This is a genomic window from Sphingopyxis sp. C-1 (assembly GCF_001047015.1).
In the GTDB taxonomy this organism is placed as follows: Bacteria; Pseudomonadota; Alphaproteobacteria; order Sphingomonadales; family Sphingomonadaceae; genus Sphingopyxis.
In genome coordinates, this window is record NZ_BBRO01000001.1 from 531,971 (window position 1) to 556,299 (window position 24,329).

At 61.9% G+C, this 24,329-nt stretch carries 18 protein-coding genes; 15 read left to right on the forward strand and 3 right to left on the reverse strand.

Features of this window, described 5'->3' with window-relative positions:
- Nucleotides 1-38: 38 nt before the first annotated feature.
- Together SC1_RS22360 and SC1_RS21760 are read left to right on the forward strand one after the other, a co-directional pair.
- A complete protein-coding gene (locus SC1_RS22360; protein WP_156001357.1) occupies nt 39-188 on the forward strand; it encodes a hypothetical protein in 150 nt (49 codons plus the stop codon).
- Entirely contained in the window at nt 185-1,135 is a 951-nt protein-coding gene (locus SC1_RS21760) for a hypothetical protein (protein WP_152682268.1), read from the forward strand. Before SC1_RS22360 ends, SC1_RS21760 begins: the two co-directional genes overlap by 4 nt.
- A gap of 84 nt (nt 1,136-1,219) precedes the next feature.
- On the opposite strand, the gene SC1_RS02435 is transcribed toward SC1_RS21760, so the two are convergent.
- On the reverse strand, nt 1,220-2,329 hold the full coding sequence (locus tag SC1_RS02435; RefSeq protein WP_062177117.1) for a hypothetical protein: 1,110 nt from the start codon (nt 2,327-2,329) through the stop codon (nt 1,220-1,222).
- Nucleotides 2,330-2,693: 364 nt separating this feature from the next.
- On the opposite strand from SC1_RS02435, the gene SC1_RS02440 reads away from it, so the two are divergent.
- The 13 genes from SC1_RS02440 to SC1_RS02505 all read left to right on the forward strand — a co-directional run bounded on the left by SC1_RS02440 (nt 2,694) and on the right by SC1_RS02505 (nt 21,351).
- Nucleotides 2,694-3,566, forward strand: coding sequence for a hypothetical protein (locus SC1_RS02440; RefSeq protein ID WP_152682270.1), 873 nt, complete (start codon nt 2,694-2,696; stop codon nt 3,564-3,566).
- Between the two features lie 167 nt (nt 3,567-3,733).
- Complete coding sequence (locus SC1_RS02450) at nt 3,734-6,058, forward strand: DDE-type integrase/transposase/recombinase (RefSeq protein ID WP_193749085.1); 2,325 nt, start codon at nt 3,734-3,736, stop codon at nt 6,056-6,058.
- A 55-nt stretch (nt 6,059-6,113) separates the two neighbouring features.
- Nucleotides 6,114-7,262, forward strand: coding sequence for a TniB family NTP-binding protein (locus SC1_RS02455; protein WP_169799615.1), 1,149 nt, complete (start codon nt 6,114-6,116; stop codon nt 7,260-7,262).
- The gene (locus SC1_RS21765) at nt 7,259-9,139 is read left to right on the forward strand and encodes a hypothetical protein (protein ID WP_152682271.1); all 1,881 of its coding nucleotides are present in this window, start codon (nt 7,259-7,261) and stop codon (nt 9,137-9,139) included. The genes SC1_RS02455 and SC1_RS21765 overlap by 4 nt, the downstream gene beginning before the upstream one ends.
- 338 nt (nt 9,140-9,477) lie before the next feature.
- A complete protein-coding gene (locus tag SC1_RS02465; RefSeq protein ID WP_062177133.1) occupies nt 9,478-11,574 on the forward strand; it encodes a protein-disulfide reductase DsbD in 2,097 nt (698 codons plus the stop codon).
- Between the two features lie 29 nt (nt 11,575-11,603).
- A complete protein-coding gene (locus tag SC1_RS02470) occupies nt 11,604-12,281 on the forward strand; it encodes a thioredoxin family protein (protein ID WP_202966774.1) in 678 nt (225 codons plus the stop codon).
- A 174-nt stretch (nt 12,282-12,455) separates the two neighbouring features.
- A complete protein-coding gene (locus SC1_RS02475) occupies nt 12,456-13,940 on the forward strand; it encodes a carboxylesterase/lipase family protein (RefSeq protein ID WP_062177136.1) in 1,485 nt (494 codons plus the stop codon).
- Between the two features lie 5 nt (nt 13,941-13,945).
- Nucleotides 13,946-14,719: an SDR family NAD(P)-dependent oxidoreductase gene (locus tag SC1_RS02480; protein ID WP_062177139.1), complete on the forward strand. Its 774-nt coding sequence runs from the start codon at nt 13,946-13,948 to the stop codon at nt 14,717-14,719.
- Between the two features lie 233 nt (nt 14,720-14,952).
- The gene (locus SC1_RS02485) at nt 14,953-17,130 is read left to right on the forward strand and encodes a TonB-dependent receptor (RefSeq protein WP_062177142.1); all 2,178 of its coding nucleotides are present in this window, start codon (nt 14,953-14,955) and stop codon (nt 17,128-17,130) included.
- The gene (locus SC1_RS02490) at nt 17,127-18,536 is read left to right on the forward strand and encodes an FAD-binding oxidoreductase (RefSeq protein WP_062183407.1); all 1,410 of its coding nucleotides are present in this window, start codon (nt 17,127-17,129) and stop codon (nt 18,534-18,536) included. Before SC1_RS02485 ends, SC1_RS02490 begins: the two co-directional genes overlap by 4 nt.
- Nucleotides 18,536-19,843, forward strand: a complete 1,308-nt coding sequence (locus tag SC1_RS02495; protein WP_062177145.1) for an MFS transporter — start codon at nt 18,536-18,538, stop codon at nt 19,841-19,843. The genes SC1_RS02490 and SC1_RS02495 overlap by 1 nt, the downstream gene beginning before the upstream one ends.
- 54 nt (nt 19,844-19,897) lie before the next feature.
- Complete coding sequence (locus SC1_RS02500) at nt 19,898-20,647, forward strand: AraC family transcriptional regulator (protein ID WP_062177150.1); 750 nt, start codon at nt 19,898-19,900, stop codon at nt 20,645-20,647.
- On the forward strand, nt 20,644-21,351 hold the full coding sequence (locus SC1_RS02505; protein WP_062177153.1) for a FadR/GntR family transcriptional regulator: 708 nt from the start codon (nt 20,644-20,646) through the stop codon (nt 21,349-21,351). Before SC1_RS02500 ends, SC1_RS02505 begins: the two co-directional genes overlap by 4 nt.
- 21 nt (nt 21,352-21,372) lie before the next feature.
- Here the strand turns inward: SC1_RS02505 and SC1_RS02510 are convergent, their stop codons facing one another.
- Both SC1_RS02510 and SC1_RS02515 read right to left on the reverse strand, forming a co-directional pair.
- Nucleotides 21,373-22,884: an MFS transporter gene (locus tag SC1_RS02510; protein WP_062183410.1), complete on the reverse strand. Its 1,512-nt coding sequence runs from the start codon at nt 22,882-22,884 to the stop codon at nt 21,373-21,375.
- 287 nt (nt 22,885-23,171) lie between these two features.
- Nucleotides 23,172-24,206, reverse strand: coding sequence for a LacI family DNA-binding transcriptional regulator (locus SC1_RS02515; protein WP_062177156.1), 1,035 nt, complete (start codon nt 24,204-24,206; stop codon nt 23,172-23,174).
- Nucleotides 24,207-24,329: the final 123 nt, after the last annotated feature.

Here is a 24,329-nt window from a genome sequence, read left to right on the forward strand (position 1 = left end):
ATTTGGTGGCCCGATCTAGTGCTCTGCCTCCGTCCGCCATGCAGCTGGCGCATGGTCAAACACCCACAGGTGCCAACTGCACTTGCCGCATCGGCGCAATCTGGACGGCGATCGTCGGCGTCAGTGCATTGACCGCGAAGACGTTTCGCAAAATTCGAATAAATCCAAAAAAGGACATGAAAAAATGAATACACCCGACTTCTCGGGGATCGACCCGCTGCGCGTTCCTGAAGCTCGCCGCCGTGTTGCTGCTCTGAACGAATACCTGAGCCTTCCCAACCCGTCGTCAAATGATACCTTGCGTATCGCGGCCTCGATCGGTCTCAGTCGAAGCCAGTTTTGTCGCTTAGCGCGAGTATGGCGGGACCATCAGGACGCCAGCCTGCTGGTCGTAGGGAAGCGCGGTCCGGCTAACCGAAAGTATAATGTCGATCAGCGCGCCGTCTCGATTGCCCAAGAACTGCTGGCCGAGGCTGGTCCGACTGCAAGTCTTGCGCTGATTGCTCCCCAAATCGAAAAGCGATGCGCTGAAGCAGGTATCTCACCGCCAGCTCGATCGACAATCAATAACTACATAAAGGCCGCTCGAGCTGGAACAGCGGCGCCAGCGGCGGGGCCTCCTCGCATCGTGGTTGGTCGTATGTGGTTTCATATTCCAATTACCGCAGCCGGCTCCGATGATATGCCCACCCTTCTCACCGCGGTTCTACTCCCAGAGCGTATCGTGGTAGCGCACGGAATCTCAGCAGATCCATTGTCGCCGCCGTCGGTAAATGACCTGATCGACAGGCTGGCCGGTGTCAGTTCGTCCGATAGCGAGGCACGGGAGCTTCTACTTGATCCCGATGATCGCCGCGTCGGCAGTGAGGCTCTCGCGCGCGCGGGCCTCGGCAGCACAAGATCCTACAATCGCTCAGTCCAACGAGAATTGTCGAAGGCGTTCGGGGGCTCACTTGGCCCACTTGCTGTCATCCATCAACGCGGAATGGCGCGCCCTGCGACCAAGCGGGTAATTACCCGTCATGACGAGCCGCTGCCTGTTGAGAATGCAATGGAAATCATAGAAAATGCAGTGCTTTCCCATAATGCATCCATCTGCATGGCCCCAGTCAGGTTTTCGTTGGCACCATATTGACAGATAGGAGCAACCGCTCGTCGGCGTGCCTGCGCATTAACGTCAGATATACTTGTCTTCGAGGCCAATCGGAGTTCGACGTTATCATGTAGCGAGAACGCGGAGCGCCTTTGCCAAGCCGTCCGGCATCACCGAACGCCCGGAATATTGACCCAATCTTCCCAAAATGTCGGTGTTGTGTTGCTCGACCGCAATGGTTAGCGCCGTGCGCGCGGCATCATCGGTCCAAGGGGTCATGTCGCCATTGTCAGGAGAAGCCTGACCCTTTTCAGTTCGTCCAGGAGTAATCTCGATGCGACCAATGCGGGGTCCGACGAGCTTCCGGAAGTAGCGTCCGTAGCGGGTGGGCGCGATGTTAATTCCTGCACCGAGATCAGCCTCTATTAGCCGCGACCGAAACGCAGCAGACCGCTCGCGGTCGTCCCCCACCTCAATGTCGATCCTAGTCAGCCGGTCGGCCCATTTTAACTCGGACAACATGCCTTCAATCCGCTCGATCGCGTTCCGAGCAGCTTGCCGATAGCCTTCAATTTCGTTGGTTGTGCCGCCTGTCCATGCGCCGAGGATCAGTTGGGTGCCCTCGTCGATCAACGTGAAAAGAATGTGAGGTCGTCCGTCCGCCCGCGGGAGATTGATTGCAGATAGTCCCAGCTTAACTGCATGTCCGGCCTGTCCGGTCGCCTGCTTGCGGCGCAATTCTGTCTCCACGATGCTGCGCAAGCGGGTCGACCCAGGGAGCTTTTGCTCATCGATATCGGCGGCGTCGACCAGTAAGCGGACGAGTTCACTGACGCTCGCGCCGTCATTCATCGCAACCACGTCAGCGACCACAGCCTGTAGTGCATTTATTGCCTCTGGGTCCAAGCGCTGGCGCGATGCCGGGGACCCGGCGAACGCGCCCAGTGACGCCAGAGTTCTCGATTCGCGGAATTCCGCCGATATCGTATAGAAGCGGGTGCGGCTAAGGCCGGACGCTTCGAGCGCCGATCCCAAAGTTATGTCGCCAGCCTGCCAAGCAAGAATGGCTTCCAACCGTCGGCGCGCTCTCGTGCGCTGCGCTGGCGTCATCGCGGTCCAGACCGCGAGATCCGAATCGGAGAGTGATTCGGGGAAAGCGCCTTCTGAGGTTTCCTGATTCTGACCGCTCAAATTCAAATCCAAGATTTTGCTGCCATCGGGCTCACTGCGAAACACCCTACGGGTGATACATTGAAATTTCGGCGCTGCAAACCAATTTACAGATGAGAATGGGATTTTGATTGACAGATAAGAACGGGATTTACATATAAGAATGAACTCAGCTCGGAGGTTCAATCATGTCCCGTCAAATTTGCGAAATCTCATCCCTTCAACCTGACCGCGATGAAGCAAGCAGAAGCGCCGACCCAGTCGAAACGCACGAAGCGGGAAATTTTGCCGTGGAAGGTTTCGATCACGATGCGGCTCAATGTGACAATCAGAATTTGGATGAGCGGCGTCGCCGTTCATGGACGCGACGTCGTCCCAGATGCCGAACCTCGTGGTTTCGGATTGTTTACAAAGCCGGAGGGCCCCGCTCATGAGCGCAATTGTTGGCAGCGTTGACGGACCGTTCGCATTCCATCCTGTTGGTGGGGAAGCCGGTGAGCGGATTAAAATACCGCTCTCGCAGAAGGTCGTGCGCGGAGTTGAAATCCATCGTCGGCTGCGAGATGTATCGTTCGTGCCCGATCGCACCCGGTTGGTCCCGCGAGTTGACTTGCCCGTCGCAGATGAACGTCTGACGAGCATGGGCGAGATAATCATGGAGGCCAATGGGGGCTCGATCCGCACCCGCTCCGGCGATCGGGCGCACGAGAATGGCTGGTGGCCGTCTCGTAAGCGGGGTCGATTGCAACACTGGGAGGGGACTGCCCAGCGCTTCGCTCTCCTCGCAATGGAATGTGATTTTACGGTGGAGTGGGCTCAGTCCGAGCCTTGCCTTCTTCGGTTTCCAATCGGCAATGAGTGGTTTGAGTGGTATCCGGATTTGCTTGTTCGGCGGTTCAACGCTCCTGATGAATTGTGGGAAATTAAGCGTGACGAACGCCAGCTTGAAGACGAACGCTACCGACTCAAGCTTGCAGGGGCTGATGAGATTTGCCGCCGCGTAGGGATCCGCTTTCGCCTTGTCATGGCGCACGAGATCGTTGCCGATCGCTTTCACCGGGATAACCTCGAACTCTTCGCAGCACGCCGGTTCGTGAACATTCGGCCAGAGCACATGCGCCGCTTCGAGGCATTTGGCATTCAGAATGGCCCAAGCACAACATATGGCGAGCTTGCCCGGGTCATCGATCCGCAATGTCCCACCCGGGGCGCCGCCATAATCCAGGGACTCACGGTCCTGCGCCGGGTCGAAATAGACCTGCGCCCATTACTCACAAACCGAACACCGCTCTGCATCCATTGATCGGATTCACTGTGTGACTTGATCCCGATGCCACCCGTGGGTGGCGACCCTCAGAAATCGTGGCGTCATTTGGCGTCCCGTTCCGGGTTTGCAGGCTCGGTTCATTCGAGATCGTGCCTGCGGTCGGCGACATGCTGACGCACGCTCTCCTCACGAGGAGAAATAGCGTGAACGATCTGCCTTTGCCCGAGTATAATTATCCCGTCGGCACAATCATTGAGATTGACGGCCGCCCACATCGACCGCCCGTCCAGCATATACCTGGCCGACTTACAATCATCGATTGTCACACCGGCCAGCCGTTCCTTGTGCCAGATGGCAACGGCGGCACTATGATGCCCACTCATGACGATTTCGATCGCCTTCTCATCGACGATCGTATCGAGGTCAAGTTCGCGCAGAATGTCCTCGCGTCGAGGGCGCTCGCCACGAGAGCCGAATGGGACCTGTCGGATCTAGAAGTGTTCGATCCGGGCATTCGCAAGGTTATTGCACAGGTCGAATTGCTCGACTCTAAAGGCGTAAAAAACGGTGTGCTCGCCATTGCGAAAGGTCTGGCTGAACACTGGAGGGAGGAACTGCAGGAGCAGTTTGGCGACCCCGATCGTCCCGAGAACATAAAGCGCTGGCGGATGAAGAGCGGCAAACCAGGTGCCCGCGATTTGCGCTTGCTTGTCCGCCTCAGTGGTAACGTTGCGCGCAGGCCCCACGACGCCGAGATACCAAAAGAGATCCGCAACAAACACGCAATGGTTGCGATGGCAGCCAACGACAGAATCAACATGAAAGCGGCATTTTCGCTCGCCCAAGCAGAGTTGATAGAGGTGAATGAGGGGCGCAGCGCGCTGTATGGGAAGCCCGAAACTCCATACCCGCTTTTCAGCTATGCTACTTTTCGTCGCGACTGCATTGCAATCGATGGGTCAGAATTCGTTGCAGAGCGCGATGGCAAGCAGATGGTGGAAAGCGCGATGCGCGGGGGCGGGAAGCCGCTCAGGGCGAGCCGAATTCTTGAAAAAGTGATCATCGATCACACTCCTTTGGACGCGTTCGTCGTCGTTGACCTAGAGCGCGATGTTGTCGCCGGCCGTCCTTGGCTGACATTGGCAATCGATGTTTATAGCCGAGCTATCGTTGCTTGGGTCATAACCTTTCGCCCACCCAGCTACTGGACGGTATGTGAGTGCCTTCGCCGCATGAACCTTCCGAAACGGCCTCCAGCTGCGGATGCCGCTAGATATCCCATTCTCAAACGTATTTGTGGGAAACCGACAGAGCTGATCCTTGATAACGCAAGAGAGTTCACCGGTCATGGCCTCGAGGACGCAGCGAAGTGCGGATCATTCTCCGTGCGTTTCTGTCCGATAAAGAAGCCTCGCTACCGCGCAATCGGCGAGCGGGCGATCGGCACTTTCCAGCGTCGCATGCTCGAGCACCTGCCGGGCGCGACCCGACCTATCGCTGAGACAGACCGCTCTGGTCACGATGCCGCAGACAAGGCGGTGGCCACCATGAATGAGTTGGAAGCGCTCGCAAACAAGACGGCGGCGGAATTTCACGTTGACCCGCACGAGGGCATCAACAATCTGCAGCCTGCTCTTTTATGGCAGCGGTCAGCAAACCGCCACGGCATCGACGTGATGGCTGATCTTCGCCGATTCCGCCTTGAAACCTTCGAGACCAAGTCGAACGTAAAGGTCACGAAAAGCGGGGTGCGCGTATTTAATGGCCTTCGGTATCACTGCGCCATTGGCGTGCCGCGCCTGATCAACAACTGTCTGCGCTTTGAACCTCGACGCCAAAAACGCGTCGATGCAACGATCCATACCAAGATTAAGTTCGATCCAGATAACATTGCCGTCATCCACGTGTGGGACAAGACGACAAAAACCTACGTAGACCTCAAATGCGCTGACGAGACCTATGCCGATGGCATGCCTCTCTGGTTTCACAAAGAACTGGTGGAACTGGCCAAAGCGGATGCCACTGGCGCCCCCAAATCATCCGCAGTTTCTCGCCGCAAATCCACGCCTCAAAAGGCAGATGCCGAACTCAAACGCATCGCCGAGACCGAGGACGACGAAATCACCCCCAAGGGCTTTAATACCGAGGCAGAGCGGCTAGAATCTCGCGCACGTCGGATTGCGGCCATTCGAGCGATCAAACCGGGTGCCAAGCATCGCGAACGATTAACGCTGGCTCGACTCTACGATATTCCGCGGGTTCGCGCGATTACCGGCAATATTGTCCATCTCGACACCGATTTTGCGCGATCGGCCACTACCGACGACTTTATAGCCCATGATGTCTCAGCACTAACGATGCTTGATCAAGAAATCTTGGCGCCACGCCCCGGTGTTTCTGCCGCGCGGCCTCGCACAGGGAAGGGGGACCGGCGCGCGCTCGGCGCACCGCGCAAGTCCGAAGTTCCGTTTGACCAGAATACGTCGGCAACCGCGACCCGAAGCCGCCGCCGCAACGCTCGCGGATAATTCACGCACCCGCCCGCACCGGTTGCGGGCGGGGGCACCAAAAAAGGGCATGTTCATGACCTATCAGATTGAAGATTTTCGCGACGATCCCGATCACGACGAGCAGCAGATTCGAGACCTTGCGGTCGCCGGAAACCTGAATGCAACCAGCTTACCCAATAATCGAAACCGTAGGAAAACCGTTCGTCAGCTTATCGCGGAACGCCGCTTGGCAGTTCGCTCCATCCGTGTGGAATATGGCCCGCAAGTGGAGTTGGAGGACGCATTCGACGAAATACTCGACGGCGCGCGTCTGCTGCGCAAAGCTAAGCTTCCGCAGCCAGCGGTTCACCTGCTTGCCGAAAGCTTCTCGGGAAAGAGCGTAGGCGCTATCAGTTACGTGCAGAAGCGCGCCAAATGTGGCAGTGAACATGATGGCATTACGCCCGTCGCCTATTGCCGGATCGACACTGACGGCACAATCGGTTCCGTTGCGGCGGATATACTGAAGGCACTTGGGGAAAAGCGGCCAGACGCCTTGGCGCCCGATAAACGTTGGGACAGGGCCCGCCACGCGATCCGTTCCCACGGCGTTTCTCTCCTAATCTTCGATGAGTTCCAGCGCGCGGGTCGTCGCCCCACAATTAGCCCCTCAATCGCTGGCAAAATCCTGGACATAATGGATAGCGGAGATTGTGGCGTGGCATTCCTTGGCAAAAGGGACGCCATTAATGTGTTTAAGTCCTGCCCCGATTTGATGAACCGCTTGGATGCACCAGTCCAAATTCCACCGCTTCGTTGGGCAACAGACCGAGAAGAATTCGTGGCGTTTGCTGACGCATTCGATCAGGCACTGGTTGACGCTAATATCACCAAGTTCAAGTCAGGACTGGGGGAGTGGGCCACCGCGCAAAGGCTACTCGAAGCGTCAAACGGTCTTATCGGTCAGTTTAGCCGAATAGTCGAGACCGCTGTCATAATGATTACGCGCGATGGTAACGACGCTATCACTCAGGATGATCTGCGCGACGCGGTTCAGGAATGGTCAATTGGCAACCAGCGCATCAGTTATAATCCATTCGTTACGTCATTATCGGACATGGATGCCACCGAAAATACCAGTCCGACAGGATCGAGTTTTGAGGAATTCGGAAAGGCCAAATTTAGTTCTGGCCCGCGCAGGCGAGCCGCGAACGGTTCCAATCACGGTGAGGGCGAGCTGTGAGTTCGCAAGCACAGCCAGAACAAGGGTTCGCATTCATTGAAGGTGAATCCTTCAATGGTGCGGTAGCTCGCTGGGCGGCCACGGCTTGGGTGGATCGTATGCTCGACCTTACTCGCGCCGCGGGAGTCAGAAGTTACCTCAGGCACACGGCAGCTGGCGCATCCGCAGCGAATATCCGTTGGCTGGCAAAAGAAATGGAGGTTGATCCTCAGGAATTGGACTGGCGGGCCACGCCGCAGGTTAATGGTGACAACGTCACCAATGGGCAACGAGCCTTTTATGGATTGCTCGTGCCAGCCACCATGATCGAAGGGCTCGCACGCCGCTACGCTCCTGCAGCATTCTGCTTGCCAAACGGAGAATATCACCGCGCGCTTTGGGACCTTCGCCTCTTTCCCGTCTGCTTAGAGACGGGCCAGCCGTTACAAACTCGATGTCATGATGCGAACTGCAGTAATCGTCGTGTCGGATGGCAGCGCCCACTTGGAATAGCGACCTGCGAACATTGCATGGCCGACCTGTCTAATGCTCAAGTGGACGCGATCTCACCAACTCTGCTGAACGCACTCAGGCCTGTCGCTGGGTTATTTCAACCTAAAATGCGAAGCGCTTCCCTCGCGTTGCTGCCCCCCGCAATTGCATCCGATGGCGGACAGCTTGCCGTTGACCTTCTGATCCAACTTGTTCCGGTTGTTAATCCCACGCTGACCGACATCCGCAGCGGATTACATCGGTCTGATCCCGTGCAAGCGTGCGAAGCTCTGGTTCAAGCATGGGATTTGATGAAGGGATGGCCGGGCCGCTTCCAAGACTTTGCGTTGACCCAAGTGCTGTCGCGCGGGCCCGGACGCGGTGATGGAAATCGAGGGAGAACTGTGCGGTTCCTCAAAATGAAATCCCAGACGACCCGGTCTGCCGCGTTGGTGGGTCTTGCCACTGGGGTGCGCGACGCGATCGACTTGCTCGGACCTAATGCCCAAGCGATCTCCTCCTCAACCTGTTCGATCAAGCGTGCTGCGTCCATGTTAGGACTCGGGACCCAAGAAGTGGCAACGCTAAGGCGCCAACAGGCTCTTCGATCACGGCTCGTTCTTAACGGCTATCGTCTCCAACCTGTCTTCGATCGTGCTGAACTCGATCAGCTTGCTGTTGGCATCGCTGGCCGGCAGGGGTTCGCCTCCATCGCCTCTCACCTCGGAATCTCCCATCACGGGGTTGAACAGCTTGCCGACATGAAACTGATCGAACTTCACGAGCATCCGTTTTTCTTGGAGCGCTACAAGATGCATCAGAGCACGGCAGCATCGTTCATGGAGCTAGAGAGAACACTAAGGGATCGACAGACTGACCTTTCTCGCGCTTCCAGCATAACGCTTGCTCAGGCAATGAAATCTGTGGGTGGACGGCTCAAACCGTGGGGACCAGTGATAGCCGAACTGCTCGAGAAACGCATACCATATCAGATTAAAACAGGGCCGGATTCGTTGGTTAGGCGCATTTGCATTCGAGTTACGGATGTAGCGAGCGTCTCCGAACTCACCTTCAACGCCAGTGCGGTCAGGCGATTTGCCTTCGCTAAAATGATGTCGAAGAAAGATGCGATGGAGGCCCTCAACATAGGTCCTAGGCAGGGCACTAAATTGTTCGCGCCAGTGGAAACTGAAAAGGGTTGCCGCGCGAAAACAGTCGATATTCAGTGGACGTTGGATCTCGCCGCGCGCTGCATTTCGGTGGCCGAACTTGCGGCGCGTCGAGGAGTGCCCGCCCGGACAGCGTATTGGGATGCAGTGCGCGCTGACATGCCCTGGCTATGCGAAGCCGGCTTTTGCCGATCAGCAACCGAAGCAAGATTCCTGCCGCAAGCTCTGACCCGCTGACGCGAGGCATACTGTCGTCGATCGTGGTTAGGCGCGTGAATGCGCAACAGTTGTCCGAGGAGGGTAGGTCCACGGTTTGATCAAACGGTGGCACGTTAAGTCCACGGTATGCAACTTTCGTTCGATGCAAACTTGGAGATATCCAAGGGAGCGGGTCATCGTTAGTGCAACCGGACAATTGCTGATCAAGCTGGTTCGGGCTGGCCTGGCGACGGCTTTGGTGGCGGCAGCGCGGATAGATTTGCCTCTGCCATAATGTTGCGACAAAATCGTGATGCTCCTTTCCCCCGCGCGGCAGACCGGCGTGTCGCGTCCGAAATTTTTCGACGGGTCTGTCCATGATCGCTTCGTTCCGCCTTATCCTGTTTGCATTGCTCATCGCGGTAACCGGCGCGGCGACAAGCTCGGCGCAGACGATGTTTTCGCCGAATGTCGAAGTCTCGCTCGCCCCGATGCACCAATGGGCGGCCCCCGGGTCGACGGCGATCGTCGCCGTCCGACAGGACATCGCGCCCGGCTGGCATACATATTGGCGCAATCCGGGGGATTCGGGCGGTGCGACCGAATTGACCTGGACGCTTCCGGCCGGCGTCTCCGCCGGGCCGATCCTGTGGCCGCTCCCCGAACGCCAGCCGGTCAAGGGGCTGATGAACTACGGCTATTCGCGGCAGGTCTATCTGCCCGTCCCGATCGAGGTACCGCGCACGGCAAAAGCCGGGTCGATCGTGCCGCTCAGCGTCAAGGTCCTATCGATGGTCTGCAGCGAGGACATGTGCGTTCCCGACGAGCGGACGGTGAGCCTCGACCTTGCGATCCGCGACGGGACGTCTCCGCTGGCCGGCGCCGATGGGGCCGCTCTCGAACGCGTCGTCAATGCTGCTCCGCGCGCCGCTGACATCGATGCGCATATTTCGCGCGATGGTGCCGATCTTGTCCTCACCTTGCGCGGTCCGACTTTGCGTGGTGCGGGCGGCGGGGATGCCTATTTCTTTCCCTTCGAGGGCGGCATCGTCGAACATCCCGCCGATCAGCGCGCCGAAGGGAAAGGCGATGACCTTATCCTCCGGATGAAGGCCGGGGGCGCCATACTCGCGAGCGGCCTTGCGAAGCCAGTGCGAGGGGTGATTGCGACATCGGGCGGAGCGTGGGAAATCGTCGCAGATGCGCGGGCGCCTCCCGCAGTAAGCACAGAAACCAGCCTCCTCTTCTTTGGCCAAGCCGCGCTGTTTGCGCTAATCGGCGGCCTCATCCTCAATCTCATGCCCTGCGTATTCCCGATCCTGGCGATGAAGGCCGCATCGCTGTCGGCCACCGCACATGCGCCGCGCGAGGCCCGGCGCGACGGTATCGCTTTCCTCCTCGGCGTGTTGACGACATTCATTCTGCTTGCCGGCGTTCTGCTCGCGCTCCGCGCGGCGGGCGAGGCAGCGGGTTGGGGCTTCCAGCTCCAGAACCCGGCGGTCACCGCGGCGCTTGCGCTGCTGATGCTGGCAGTCGGCCTCAACCTTTCGGGGGTGTTCGAGATTGCCCTTTCGGGAAGTGGAACGGGTGGTGGACTGACGCGGCTACCCGGCGGGTCCGGCGCGTTTTTCACCGGCGTTCTCGCGGTGGTCGTGGCGGCCCCCTGTACCGCGCCCTTTATGGCATTTGCGCTCGGCGCGGCGCTCGTCATGCCGGCACCGATGGCGCTGGCCGTTTTCGCGATGCTCGGGCTGGGCCTGGCGCTTCCCTATCTGATCATCAGCCTGTCGCCCGGCCTGCTCGGACGCTTTCCAAAACCCGGCCCGTGGATGGACCGCCTCAAATCGATCCTCGCCTTTCCGATGTACGGCGCCGCCCTGTGGCTGGTCTGGGTGTTCGCGCGCCAGACGAGCGGCGAAGCGCTGGCATTGATCCTTGCCGCTGGTCTCCTTTTGGCATTCGCGCTGACCCTGTGGGGTTGGCGGCAGGTCGCGCGAATGTCGGGACGACGCGCGATTGCTACGACTGCTGCGTCGACATTGGCGTTGTTGGTGGCGGCGACCCTCACGGTGTCGGCCGCGTCGCTAACGCCAGACAATGAGGCCGCGAGTTCGCAAACCGCGTCGCAGACGGCCTGGTCGCAGGACGCCGTCGCTGCCGCGCGGACGGAGGGCAAGGTCGTTTTCGTGAACTTCACCGCCGACTGGTGCGTCACCTGCAAGGTCAACGAGCGTGCCGCGCTCGCGAATGAGGGAACGCGGGCATTGTTTGCCGGCAACGAGGCGGTTTACATGGTTGCTGACTGGACGCGGCGCGACGACCTGATCGCGCGCGAACTCGAACGCTTCGGCCGTTCCGGCGTCCCGCTTTATCTCGTCTATTCGCCGGGCAAGGCGGAGCCCGAAATATTGCCGCAGCTCTTGACGCCGGGCATCGTCGCCGATGCGGTGAAGCGGGCTGGGGCGAAAGGTTGAACTTGATGATGACCGAGAGGAGAATAGCCGTGAAACATGCATTGCTTTCGATCGCCGCTGCGTCGGCGCTGATGCTCGCCGGTTGCGGACAGCCCGCGGAAAAAACAGCCGAAGCGCCCGCAGGGAAGGAAAAGGTGGAGGCCGCCGGCGGTCAGATCGCGCCCGCCTTTCAACTCGCCGACGCCAATGGCAAGCAAGTCTCGCTGGCCGACTTTCGCGGCAAGACCGTGGTACTCGAATGGACGAACGAGGACTGCCCCTATGTGAAGAAACATTATAGCGGCGCGATGCAGGCGTTGCAGAAGCAAGCGGTTGCGGACGGCGTCGTCTGGCTGACGATCATTTCGTCGGCGCCCGGCGAACAGGGCTTTGTCGAGGGCGAGCGTGCGAAGAACTGGGGGCAGCGTTTCAACGCGAGCTTCACCCATCTCCTCCTCGATCCGACCGGCGCGACGGGTAAGGCCTATGGCGCAAAGACGACGCCCGACATGCGCGTGATCGATGGCGAGGGGCGGATCATTTATGCCGGCGGCATCGATGACAAGCCGACCAACAAGGTCGAGGATCTGCAGGGTGCGAAGAATTTTGTCCGCGCGGCGCTCGACGACCACGCGGCAGGGCGGCCTGTCGCGACGGCATTTGCGCAGCCCTATGGCTGCTCGATCAAATATGCCGACGGGGCCGGGGACGCTCCCAAAAAGGGCTGATCGGATCGACTTGCCGAGGCGGTGATCGCGACGCGGGGCGTCCGCTGTCGCGATCATTCGGGCACGAGCGCCGGTCCGCGCGCGACCCCTTCAGGGCGCCGGGCATATTTCCTATTTCGCCGGGCACATCCGCCGGTCTAGGTGCGATGGCGCGCGAGATGATATCCCCCCGCCATGACCGACGAACGAAATAGCGCTTCAATCCAGGTCGATGGCGGCTCGATCCGCGGTCGAATTCGCGGCTCGATAGCAATTTTTCTTGGCGTTCCCTATGCGGCACCGCCGAAACGTTTCGAGCTGCCGCAACCGCCGCAGGCGTGGGACGGCGTGCGCGACATGAACGATCCGGGTCCCGCAGCGCCGCACCGGATCAGGCCTTTTCCCATGGTCGACCCGACGCCGCTCGTCGGTCATGGCAGCGACGGCAGCGACGGCGATTATCTTCGCCTCAACGTCTGGGCGCCGACCGATGCCAAAACCGCGCCGGTCATGGTCTTCATCCATGGTGGCGGCTTCGTCGGGGGCTGCAAGGATGCCCCTGTGCATGACGGCACCGCGTTTGCGGAATCGGGCGCCGTATGTGTCGCGATCAATTATCGCATGGGGATCGACGGCTTCCTGCCCGTACCCGGCGTCCCAACGAACCTTGGCCTGCGTGACATGCTGTTCGCGCTTGCATGGGTTCAGCGCAATATCGCGGCTTTCGGCGGCGATCCCGCCAAGGTCACCGTGTTCGGCGAGAGTGCGGGGGCGATGGCGATTGCCGATCTTGTGACTTCGCCGCTCGCGAAGGGGCTGTTCCAGCGCGCGATCATTCAGAGCGGGCATGGGGCGATGGTGCGCGAGATCGGGGTGGCGCAGCGGTTGGTGCGGAAGTTGGCGAAAGTGCTGCGTATCGTGCCCGACGCGAGCGGATTTCTACCGGTGTCCGACAAGGACGCGATGGACGCGATCGACAAGGTTGCCAAGCCGTGGGCGGTCGACCTCCGCGACGGAGACGGGCGCGAGCCGGTCTATGGGATCAGCCGCTTCATCCCGGTCTATGGCGACGATGTGCTTCCCGAAAAGCCGATCGACGCGCTGCGCAAAGGTGCCGGTAGCGATGTGGAAATTGTCATCGGCTCCAATGCCGATGAGATGAACCTCTATTTCGTGCCCACGGGAGTCCGGAAAAAGATCGGCGGGCTGTTCGCACGCTGGCTGCTCGGGCGGTCGCATCCGGAGGCGAAAGCGGTGCTGAAGGCCTATGGCTACAAGCAACCGGGCGTGCGGCCGGGCGAGGCGCTGACCGACGCGATGAACGACCTCGTCTTCCGCTGGCCGGCACGACAATATGCCGCGGCGCATCAGGGCCAGACGTGGATGTACGAGTTCGACTGGCGCTCGCCCGCGTGCGACGGCGAACTCGGCGCATGCCATGGGATCGAGATGCCGTTCGTGTTCAAGACGCTGCCGAGCGTCACGGGCCCGCAAGGCCTGGCGGGAATGGACCCGCCACAGGCGCTCGCCGACCGGGTGCATGACTTATGGGCCGGTTTCGCCCGAACGGGCGCGATGCCGTGGCCCGAGTTCGGCGGGTACCGCATGGTGTATCAGGTGACGCGCGGCGAGGCGCTGCACGAACCCGTGATGCCCGCCGCCGCCTTCGTTCCGGAGTAGACTCTATGTATCTCGACAAGCTGCGCCTCGATGGGCGCACCGCCTTCGTTACGGGCGGTGCGCAGGGCATCGGCCTCGCGACCGCCGAGGCGCTGGCCGAAGCGGGGGCGAAGGTGACGATCGCCGACAGGGACACCGCCGCGCTCGATCGCGCCGTCGCCGATCTTGCTGCCAAGGGCTATGCCGTCTTCGCAGAGGCGCTCGACGTCACCGACAGCACGGCCGTCGATGCCGCCGCCGCCGCGATGCTGGCGCGCGACGGCCGGGTCGACATCCTCGTCAACAATGCCGGGATCGCGCGCAGCGAGACGGCGGCCGAGGAGGTTGCCGACGAGCATTGGCTGAATGTGCTCGACGTCAATCTCAACGGCAGCTTCTGGTGCGCGCGCGCCTTTGGTCGCCACATGCTCGCGGCGGGGCAGGGGAGCATCGTCAATGTGGGGTCGATGTCGGGCTTCATCGTCAATCGGCCGCAGCCGCAAAGCTATTACAACGCGTCCAAGGCCGCGGTACATCAGCTTACCAAGAGCCTTGCCGCCGAATGGGCAGGCCGCGGCGTGCGGGTGAATGCGGTTGCGCCGACCTATATCGCTACGCCGCTCAACGCTTTTGCCGACAAGACGAGCGAGATGTATCGCCGCTGGATCGATGGCACCCCGCAAAGTCGCCTCGGCGAGCCGGAGGAGGTGGCGTCGGTGATCCTCTTCCTCGCCTCCGACATGGCGAGTTTGATGACGGGCAGCATCGTGCTGGCCGACGGCGGATATAGTTGCTGGTAACGGCCGGCTTTCAGCTTAGCCCATTCTCGTCACCCCGGGCTTGACCCGCGGTCCCGCTTGGCGACGACGAACAGCGGGACCCCGGGTCAAGCCCGGGGTGACGATGAGCGCGCGCAGCGCTCCTGCAAACCCAGTCTGCGGATCAGCACAATGAGCAGACCTTTCATATAGGTCTAAAAGCTGTCATATAGGTTTACACGGGCGGCCAAGACCGCCGTTTTTGGGGATGCCTGATGACCAAGTTCCGATTTGCCGCTGTTTCGACGCTTGTTTTGGCCGCTACCTTAGGCGCCGCGCCCGCTTTTGCGCAGGATAGCGCTGCCACGCCCGCTGCCGCCGAAACCGAAGATGACGGCATCATCGTCGTCACCGCACGCAAGCGCGACGAAACGCTGGCCGACGTGCCGATCGCCGTCACCGCGATCACCGGCGACACGCTGACCGCGCGCGGGTTCAACTCGGTACGCGAAGCTGCGGTTCTCTCGCCGGGTCTCAATATCAACAGCGACGGCACCGGCCGCGCCTTCGTGTCGATCCGCGGCGTCGGGGTGACGCTCGTCCAGTCGGTGCAGCCGGGCGTCGGCCTGTTCATCGACGGCATCTATCAGCCGAACACCGCTTATTTGAACAACCCGCTGCTCGACGTCGACCGCATCGAAGTGCTGCGCGGGCCGCAGGGCACATTGTACGGCAAGAATACGATGGGGGGCGCGATCAATGTGATCACGCGCCAGCCGGGCAATGATTTCGAGGTCCGGGCGAACGGCAGCTATGCCGGTCCCGACGATAGCTGGATGGTGTCGGGATCGGTCTCTGGCCCCATCGTTACCGACAAGGTCGCGCTGCGCGTCGCCGCCGCGCACCGCCAGCAGGACGGCTTCCTTCGGAATAGCGTGATCGGCGGCAACGCCAACCCGTTCAACACCGACTCGGTCAACGCGACGCTGCGGATTACCCCGTCGGACGGCTTCGCGCTGACCGTCAAAGGCTATTATGATTGGGTCGACGGGGTGAACACGCCCTATTCGCGCGTCAGCGGGCCGACCGACTATCGCCGCGACGTCCAGTTCAACACGATCAACCGCGTTTCGTACAAATATCGCGGCATCAACGCGCGCGCCGAGGCCGATCTTGGCGGCGGTTCGAAACTCAGCGTCATCGGCGCATATGATATGCGCAACGGCTTTACCCCCGATGGAGAGGGGGATTTCGGGCCGACCGACACGGTGCGGACGATCGCGCGCGACAGCCTGCGCACGATGACGCTCGAATCGCGGCTCGACAGCGAATGGTCGGACCAATTCTCGACTTTGTTCGGCGTCTTTTATTCGAACGAGATGGTGCGCGCGCGCGGGCAGGACACGATCCGCCTGACGCATCCTGTGCTGGGGCCGGTTTCGATCCTGCGCACCACGGCCGTGAAGAATGTCGGCGATACTTATGCAGCCTTTGGCACGCTTTTCTTTAAGCCGAACATCGACTGGGAAATTGCGGCGGGCCTGCGCTTCGACCACGAAGATCGGACCGCGAACGGCTCGGTCGTCTCCGCCACGACGACCATACTCGGCACCGCGACGGCGGGCGGCATCGTCCCAACCGCCAAGATCAAGTCGGACGAATGGCAGCCGAAGCTGTCGATCACCCGCAAATGGACCCCCGACCTGATGACCTATGTCTCGGTCGCGCGCGGCTATCGCGGCGGCGGCTTCAACGCCCCGACCGCGCCGACGCGAACGTATAAGGGCGACTCGGCATGGACTTATGAAGCCGGCGCCAAATATGCTGCGCCGGGAATGAGCCTGTCGGGCACCGTCTTTTATAGCGATTATAAGGATTATATCGGCCTCAACTCGATCGCCCCGGCGATCGGCGGCGGGCTTGTCACCGTCGATCTCAACACCGGGGATGTCGAAAGCTATGGTGTCGAACTCGAAGCGATGGTCCGCCCGGTAAAGGCGTGGACGCTGCACGGCGCCTTCACCTGGATGCATGCGCGCATCACCGACGCATCGGCCTATACTGCGACCACGGGCCGCGTGCTGTCGTCCGAACGGCTGACCTTCCAGCCCGACTGGACCGCCAGCTTTTCGAGCGACTATCGGATCGAGACCGGGGGTGACAGCGACCTGACGCTGAGCGCGGGACTGGTCGGCAAGGGCAAGCGCCTTGCCGCGACGCTCAACCAGACGACACCGACCTTCCTGGACAGCTATTGGCTGACCAACGCGTCGATCGCGTATCGCACCGGCCCGGTCGAGGTGGCGTTGTTCGCGAACAACATCTTCAACACCAAATATTTCGAATCCTATATCGAACAGACGACGCTGGCGCTCGCGGGCCTGCCGGCCTCGGACCTTGGCATCACGGGCGACCGCCGCCGTTATGGCGTGCGCGCGAGCCTGAAGTTCTGACCGTGGCGGGGACGGCGCATTCGGGGGAACGCAAGCCGCTCCCCGCCGGTCTGGTGGCGGCGTTGGAGCAACGGTTTGGGGACCGTTTCCAGCGCGGCCAGGCGGTGCTCGGGCAGCATGGATCGAGCGAGTCTCATTTCGCTCCCGTGCTGCCCGACGCCGTCGTCTTTGCGCATTCGACCGAAGATGTCGTCGCGCTGGTGAATCTCTGCTCGGCCGCCGACATTCCGATCGTGCCTTTCGGTGCGGGGACGTCGATCGAGGGCAATGCGCTGGCGGTCAACGGCGGCATCTCGCTCGACATGAGTCAGATGGACAGAGTGATCGCGGTGAACGCCGAGGATTTCGACTGTGTGGTCCAGCCGGGGGTGCGGCGCGAGGAACTGAACGTCCACCTGCGTGATCAGGGGCTGTTCTTTCCGATCGACCCCGGCGCCAATGCGACGATCGGCGGCATGGCGTCGACCCGCGCGTCGGGCACCAATGCGGTGCGCTATGGCACGATGAAGGATGCGGTGCTCAGCCTCGAAATCGTGACGCCGCAGGGCAAGGTGATCCGCACCGCGCGCCGCGCGCGCAAGTCGGCGGCGGGATATGATCTGACGCGGCTTTATGTCGGTTCGGAAGGCACGCTTGGGATCATCACCGAAGTGACGCTGCGGCTGCATCCGGTTCCCGATACGATTTCGGCGGCGGTGTGCAGCTTCGATACATTGGGCGGCGCGGTCGATACCGTCGTCCAGTCGATCCAGTGCGCGGTTCCTCTCGCGCGCGTCGAGATCCTCGACAAAAAGCAGATGGTCGCGGTCAACCGCTGGTCGAAACTCGACTATCCTGAAGCCCCGACGCTCTTTTTCGAGTTTCACGGCAGCGCCGCGAACGTCGCCGAACAGGTCGAAACGGTGAAGGCGCTCGCCGAAGCCAATGGCGGCAGCGCGTTCAGCTGGTCGAACCTGCCCGAAGAACGCACCAAGCTGTGGCGCGCGCGGCACGAGGCCTATTATGCCGCGGTCAACATGCGCGCGGGCGCGATCGGATGGGCGACCGACGTGTGCGTGCCGATCAGCCGCCTTGCCGAATGTATCGCGCAAACGCACATCGACCTCGACCAGTCGAGCGTGCCCGCGACGATCCTCGGCCATGTCGGCGACGGCAATTTTCACGTCATCTTTTCGATCGATCCCGACGCGCCCGACGAAATGGCGGAGGTCGAGGCGATCAACGCCCGCATCGTCGAACGCGCGCTCGCAATGGACGGGACGTGCACGGGCGAACATGGCATCGGGATCGGCAAGCAGGAGTGGCTCGTCGCCGAACTCGGCGATGCGGTCGAACAGATGCGGATGATCAAGCGCGCGCTCGATCCGCAGAACCTGCTCAACCCCGGCAAGATTTTTTCGCTGTGATGGCGACGCACGCTGAACCGCTCGGCGCGCCCGCCCCGCGTTTGACCGCGCCCGCGACGCTCGTCCCGCTGCTGTTGCTCGCGCTGGTAACGACGATGGGCTTCACCGCGCTCGGCAGCTTCGGGACGATCCAGGAAAGCGCCAAGGCCGAACTCGCATTGAGCGACGATGCGCTGGCGCTGATCCAGGGGCTCGGCGCTGCGGTGCCTATGGTGCTCTTCTCGATCCCGATCGGCATCCTCGTCGACCGGCGCAACCGCGTGCGGCTTACGATCGGACTCGCGCTGCTCTGGACACTGGGAACCTTGCTCACGGCCTTTGCGCCGAGCGCTGGGTTGCTCACTGCCGCGCGGATGCTCGTCGGCATCGGGTCGACCGGATCGCTGACCGCGGCACTCTCGCTCTGCGCCGATTTTTGCGCGCCAGAACAGCGCGGCCGCGCGATGTTGATCGTCAATCTGGGCAAGGCGCTGGGCGTCGCGCTCGGTTTTGCGCTCACCGGCTGGCTGTTCGGGCTACTCGCCGATTTTTCTGCGCCGGGCTGGCTTGCCGGGCTCGCGCCATGGCGCGGAGCGCATGTGCTGCTCGCTGCGATCAGCGCGCTGTGCCTGTTGCCCTTGCTGTTCCTGCGCGAACCGGCGCGGCGCGAGGTCGAGGCCAGCCCCGATGCGCCGTTCCGCGTCGTCGCCGCCGAACTTTGGGCGCGCCGCGCATTTCTCGGGCCGCTTTTTGCCGGGCAGGTCGCGGTCGTGATGGCCGATGTCGCGGCGACCGTCTGGGTCGCGCCCGTATTGTCGCGCGACTTTGGGCTGCAACCGCAGCAGTTCGCGAGCTGGGTCGGCGCGCTGATGTTCGGCACCGGCGTTGCGGGCGCGGTGCTGGGCGGGCTCTCGGCCGATATCGGACGGAGAAGCCGCCGCCGCGGCGGCATTCTTCTGGGCGCGGTCATCGCGGCGGGGATCGGTGTTCCCGCCGCGATGTTCCCGCTAATGCCAAGCGTGACGGGCCTGGCGGTCGCGCTCGGCGTGATGTCGCTGTGCGGCGCAGTGACGGGGCTCGTCGTGTCGGTGGCGCTCACCGTGCTGCTTCCCAACGAGCTTCGCGGCCTGTGCATCGGTGCCTTCATCGCGATAGCGGGGCTGATCGGCTTCGGCCTCGCGCCGTGGGTGGTGACGCGTGTCAGCGCGTTGATGGGCGGAGAGACCATGCTTGCAGAGGCGCTCGCGCTCGTCGGCGTCATCGTCAGCGCGCTGTCATTCTTCGCCTTTCTGCTTGCGATGCGCCGCGCGCCGGAACCTATCAGATAGGTATTGTCAGAGCTATAAGATAGGTCTAGAGAAGGCGTCAGGGAGAATCGTGCCATGCCGTCAAAGCATCCAGTGATCGTGTCGCCCGAAATGACGACCTATGTCGGCCGCGGTCCTTGCGACCGGCTGTTGCTGCCGCCCGATGCGCTGTTGCTCGGCTTCGGCGATATCGGCGAGCCTGTCGTCCGCACGCTGGCGTTTCGCGAACTCGAAAATGAAGAGCATCTGCTCGTCATCGCCGTCTCACGCGCGGCATGCCGCCGCCTGTTCGGCGAGATGCCCGATCCCGACGCGCGTTGGTATCTGCCGTCGGACCTGCGCGCGCTCGGCCAGTCGATCGTTGCGCCCGAAAGCGACGAGGCGGCGGCCGACACGCTCCGCCTCGCGCGCAGTATCGAACTTCTCTGCCAATTCTTCGCCGCGCTGCGTGCCGGCAATCTTGTCGCTGTCGAAGGGCAGCCGAGCCTGACCGAAAGCGATATCGCCCGCATCGCCGCCGCGCGCCGGATCGTAGATACCCGCTGGCAGGAGAAGCTGACGATCGACGACATCGCCAAAAGCTGCGGTATCAACCGCGACAAGCTGACGCGCGGCTTTCGCGAGCTTTATCAATGCAGCATCGCCGAGGCGCTCAGCGAGCGCCGCCTGCGTCAGGCGCGGCAGATGCTCGCGGCGAGCGATCTGCCGGTGGCCAGCATCGGCTATCGTTGCGGCTATCTCAACAACGCCAGCTTTACGCGGGCCTTCTCGCGTCGCTTTGGCATGGCGCCCACCGCGATGCGCCGCGTCGGAGTTGCAGCATGAGCGGGATGGTCGACCCCGGCGCGCGCGGCTCGCTCGTCGAGCGTGCGGTCGAATCGGTGCGCGACTTCATCCGCACCAACGACCTGAAGGTCGGCGACACGTTGCCGGGCGAGGGGAGCTTTGCGCAACAGCTCGGGGTGAGCCGCCCCGTCATGCGCGAGGCGTTCGGGGCGCTCGCTGCCCTCCGCCTCGTCGACGTCGGTAATGGCCGCAAACCGCGCGTCGGTGCGATTGACGGGTCGGTCATGGCCGCTTCGATGGGGCATGCGGTGAACACTTCGCAAGTCTCGCTCGCCGATGTCTGGGAGGTGCGACGCACGCTCGAACTGCGCACCGCCGAACTCGCCGCGATCAACCGCAGCGACGAACAGGCGCGTGCGATCCTGACCGCGGCGCACGGCCTGTCGGTCGAACATGACGAGGCCGCGCGTACTGCCGCCGATACCGTCTTTCACCAGACGATCGCGGAGGCGAGCGGCAATCAGCTTTTCCACCAGATCGTCCGCTCGTTCGAGCAATTGATGGCGCTTGCAATCCCGCGCGCCTGGGCGGGGCGGACGACACGCGAGGAACGCGACGAAACGCTCGCGTTGCACCGCGAAGTCGCCGAAGCGATTTCGGATCGCGACCCGGCGCGCGCCCGCGCCGCGATGGAAAGCCATTTCAACAATTCGATCGGCGAGATGCTGAGGGACCAGTTCTGATTTCCGGATCGAGCCGAGCGGTCAGCTTCGTCCCTCCGTTGCGGATGCGGGAACGATCCGGCCGACACGCGCCATCGCAATCAGCGCCAGCAACAGGGTAAAGGCGGCGAACGCCATCGTATAGATGGGCTCGCCCGGGAACAGCGATTTCATGATCGAGCCCATCACGGTTGCGACGAGCAATTGCGGGACGACAACGAAGACGTTGAACAACCCCATATAGATGCCAAGCTTTGCCTGGGGCAGGCTGGAGGCGAGGATCGCGTAAGGCATCGCGAGGACCGATGCCCAGAAAATGCCGATGAAAATCTCGCTCACGATCAGTTGCGACGGATCGCGCAGCACAAAGAAGCTGGCGTAGCCGACGGCGCCGCAGGCGAGGCCGATCATGTGGGTCCGTGCTTGTCCCAGGCGGCGAGCGAGCCACGGGAGCAAGGTCAGCGCCGCGACCGCCGCGACGCCGTTATAGATTGCGAACAATTCGCCGACCCAGTTGCCTGCGTCCTGATAGGCCGCGCTGGCGGCATCGGTGGTCCCGAAATGATATTGGGCGACGATCGGCGTGGTGTTGATCCACATGATGAACAGCGCCGACCAGCTGAAGAATTGTACGAGTGCGAGGCGCTTCATCAGCGGCGGCATGCCGGAGAAATCGCCCACGATGCTGGACAGCATATTCGTGTCATTGCCCTGCCGCGCCAGCGCGATCGCGGCGATGCTCGCGAGGCCATAGCCGACCAGCAAGGCGCCCAGCAGCAGCACCTCGCGCAAAAGCGAAAGCTCGACCTGTGCCAGAACCACAAGGATACCCGCCGCGATCCATCCGAGGCTGCTTGCATAGCTGTGCGATGCAAGCGCACGGATGGCCGGGGCGTCCTCCACGGTCGGCGGATCGAAGGCCGCCATCTGCTCCGGGCTGTACTCGTCGGTCGTGACGACGGTCCACAGAACCGCGAGGAACAGCGCTATCCCGCCGAACCAGAAGGCATAGCGGACCGTATCGGGAATCTGCCCCGGCGGCGCCACATTTGCGACGCCCATCGCCTCCATCAGCGTGGGAAACAGCGATCCGACAACGGCACCTGCACCGATAAACGCTGTCTGCACAGCATAGCCGACGCTGTGCTGATCCTTGCGCAGCATGTCGCCGACGAAGGCGCGGAAGGGCTCCATCGAAATATTGAGCGAGGCGTCGAGGATCCACAATGTCATCGCCGCGAACCAGATCGCCGGGCTTTCGGGCATCACGAACAGCGCGATCGCGGCGAGGATCGCGCCGGCAAGAAAATAGGGGCGGCGGCGGCCGAGACGGCCGAACCAGGTTCGGTCGCTCATATGGCCGATGATCGGTTGGACGAGCAGGCCGGTCAGCGGCGCCGCCACCCACAGGCCGGGGAGCTTTTCGATATCCTCGCCAAGCGATTGGAAGATGCGGCTCATATTCGCATTCTGCAGCGCGAAGCCGATCTGGATGCCGAAAAAGCCGAAACTGATATTCCAAAGGCCGGCGAAGCCCTGGCGCGGCTTTTCCATCATGCGTCTCCCCTGGGCGCCGTCGGTCGCGGCGTCCGTTGCGCCGGGGTGTTGCAGCGCGCGCGGAAGAGAGCAAGCGTGGCGGGGTTACGTATACGAATACGTGGGGGCGCCAACGGCCGGGAGCAGTCCTCCTTTCTTCGTTACCCCGGACTTGATCCGGGGTCTCGCTTGATACCGAAGGCAGTGAGTGCGTCAAAAAAAGCGGGATCCCGGGTCAAGCCCGGGATGACGGAAGTGGGTGACTGAACGCCCGCTTTCCATCCCAATGCACAGACGATGCTTCGTCAAACCGCCGTGCTCTGTCGCCGGATAAGCCGCGCCGGCAAAATGCGCTGTTCGACCGGCCGATCCTCGATCCGCGCGAGCAACGCGTCGACGAGCAAGGTGCCCGCACCCTTCATATCCTGCATCACCGTGGTCAGTGTCGGCGACGTCAGGCTGGCGGCCGGGATGTCGTCGAAGCCGATGATCGCAACATCGTGCGGCATGCCGAGACCGGCTTCGGCGAGGGCGCGCATCGCGCCGATGGCGATCAGGTCGCTCGCGGCGAAAATCGCGTCGAAGGGTTCGCCGCTTTGGATCAGCGACGTGGCGGCCGCATGGCCCGAATCCTCCGATGACACCGCATCGCGCTGCAGCGCCGGGTCGGGTTCGAGCCCGGCGTCGCGCATCGCGCGGCAAAGCCCGTCGTAGCGATCCTGAAACTCCGGCGCATGGTCCGATGCGTCGCCGAGGAAGGCGATCTTCCGCCGCCCGATCTCGACCAGATGCGCACCCACCTGTTCGCCCGCGCCGACATTGTCCGAACCGACGGTGAGGCCGATACCGTCTTCGGATACCGATCCCCAACGCACGAACTTGGTCCCCATCTCGACCAGATGCTCGAGCTTGGTCAGGTAAAGCTGATAATCGCCATAACCGAGCAGGATGATCCCGTCCGACCGGTGGCTGTCCTGATAGGTGACGTGCCAGTCGTTGTGCATCTGCTGGAAACTGATGAGCAGGTCATAGCCGCGGCGTGCGCATTCGCGCGTGATCGACCCCAGCATCGACAGGAAAAAGGGGTTGATCATCGATTCGTCGGGATTCGGATCCTCGAAGAAGAGCAGCGCGAGCGTGTGGGTGCGTTGCGAGCGCAGGCTCGATGCGTTTTTGTCGACCGTGTAGTTGAGTTCGCGCGCTATGCGTTCGATGTTCGCGCGGGTGGCCGCGCTCACCGATTTGCTGCCGCGCAGCGCGCGCGATACCGTGGGTTGCGAGACGCCCGCCAGATAGGCGATGTCGAAACTCGTCGGCTTGGCCGAGGGCTGACGCCCCATGTCTCTCTCCCTGACGCGGCGGCCTTGTCGGTGGTCGCCGCTGACGCTGGAGACTAGCGATTGGTCTGGTGGATGCCAAGAAATTGCACCGCTCGATTTCCGCGGTTTTCGGTCCGGAAAGCG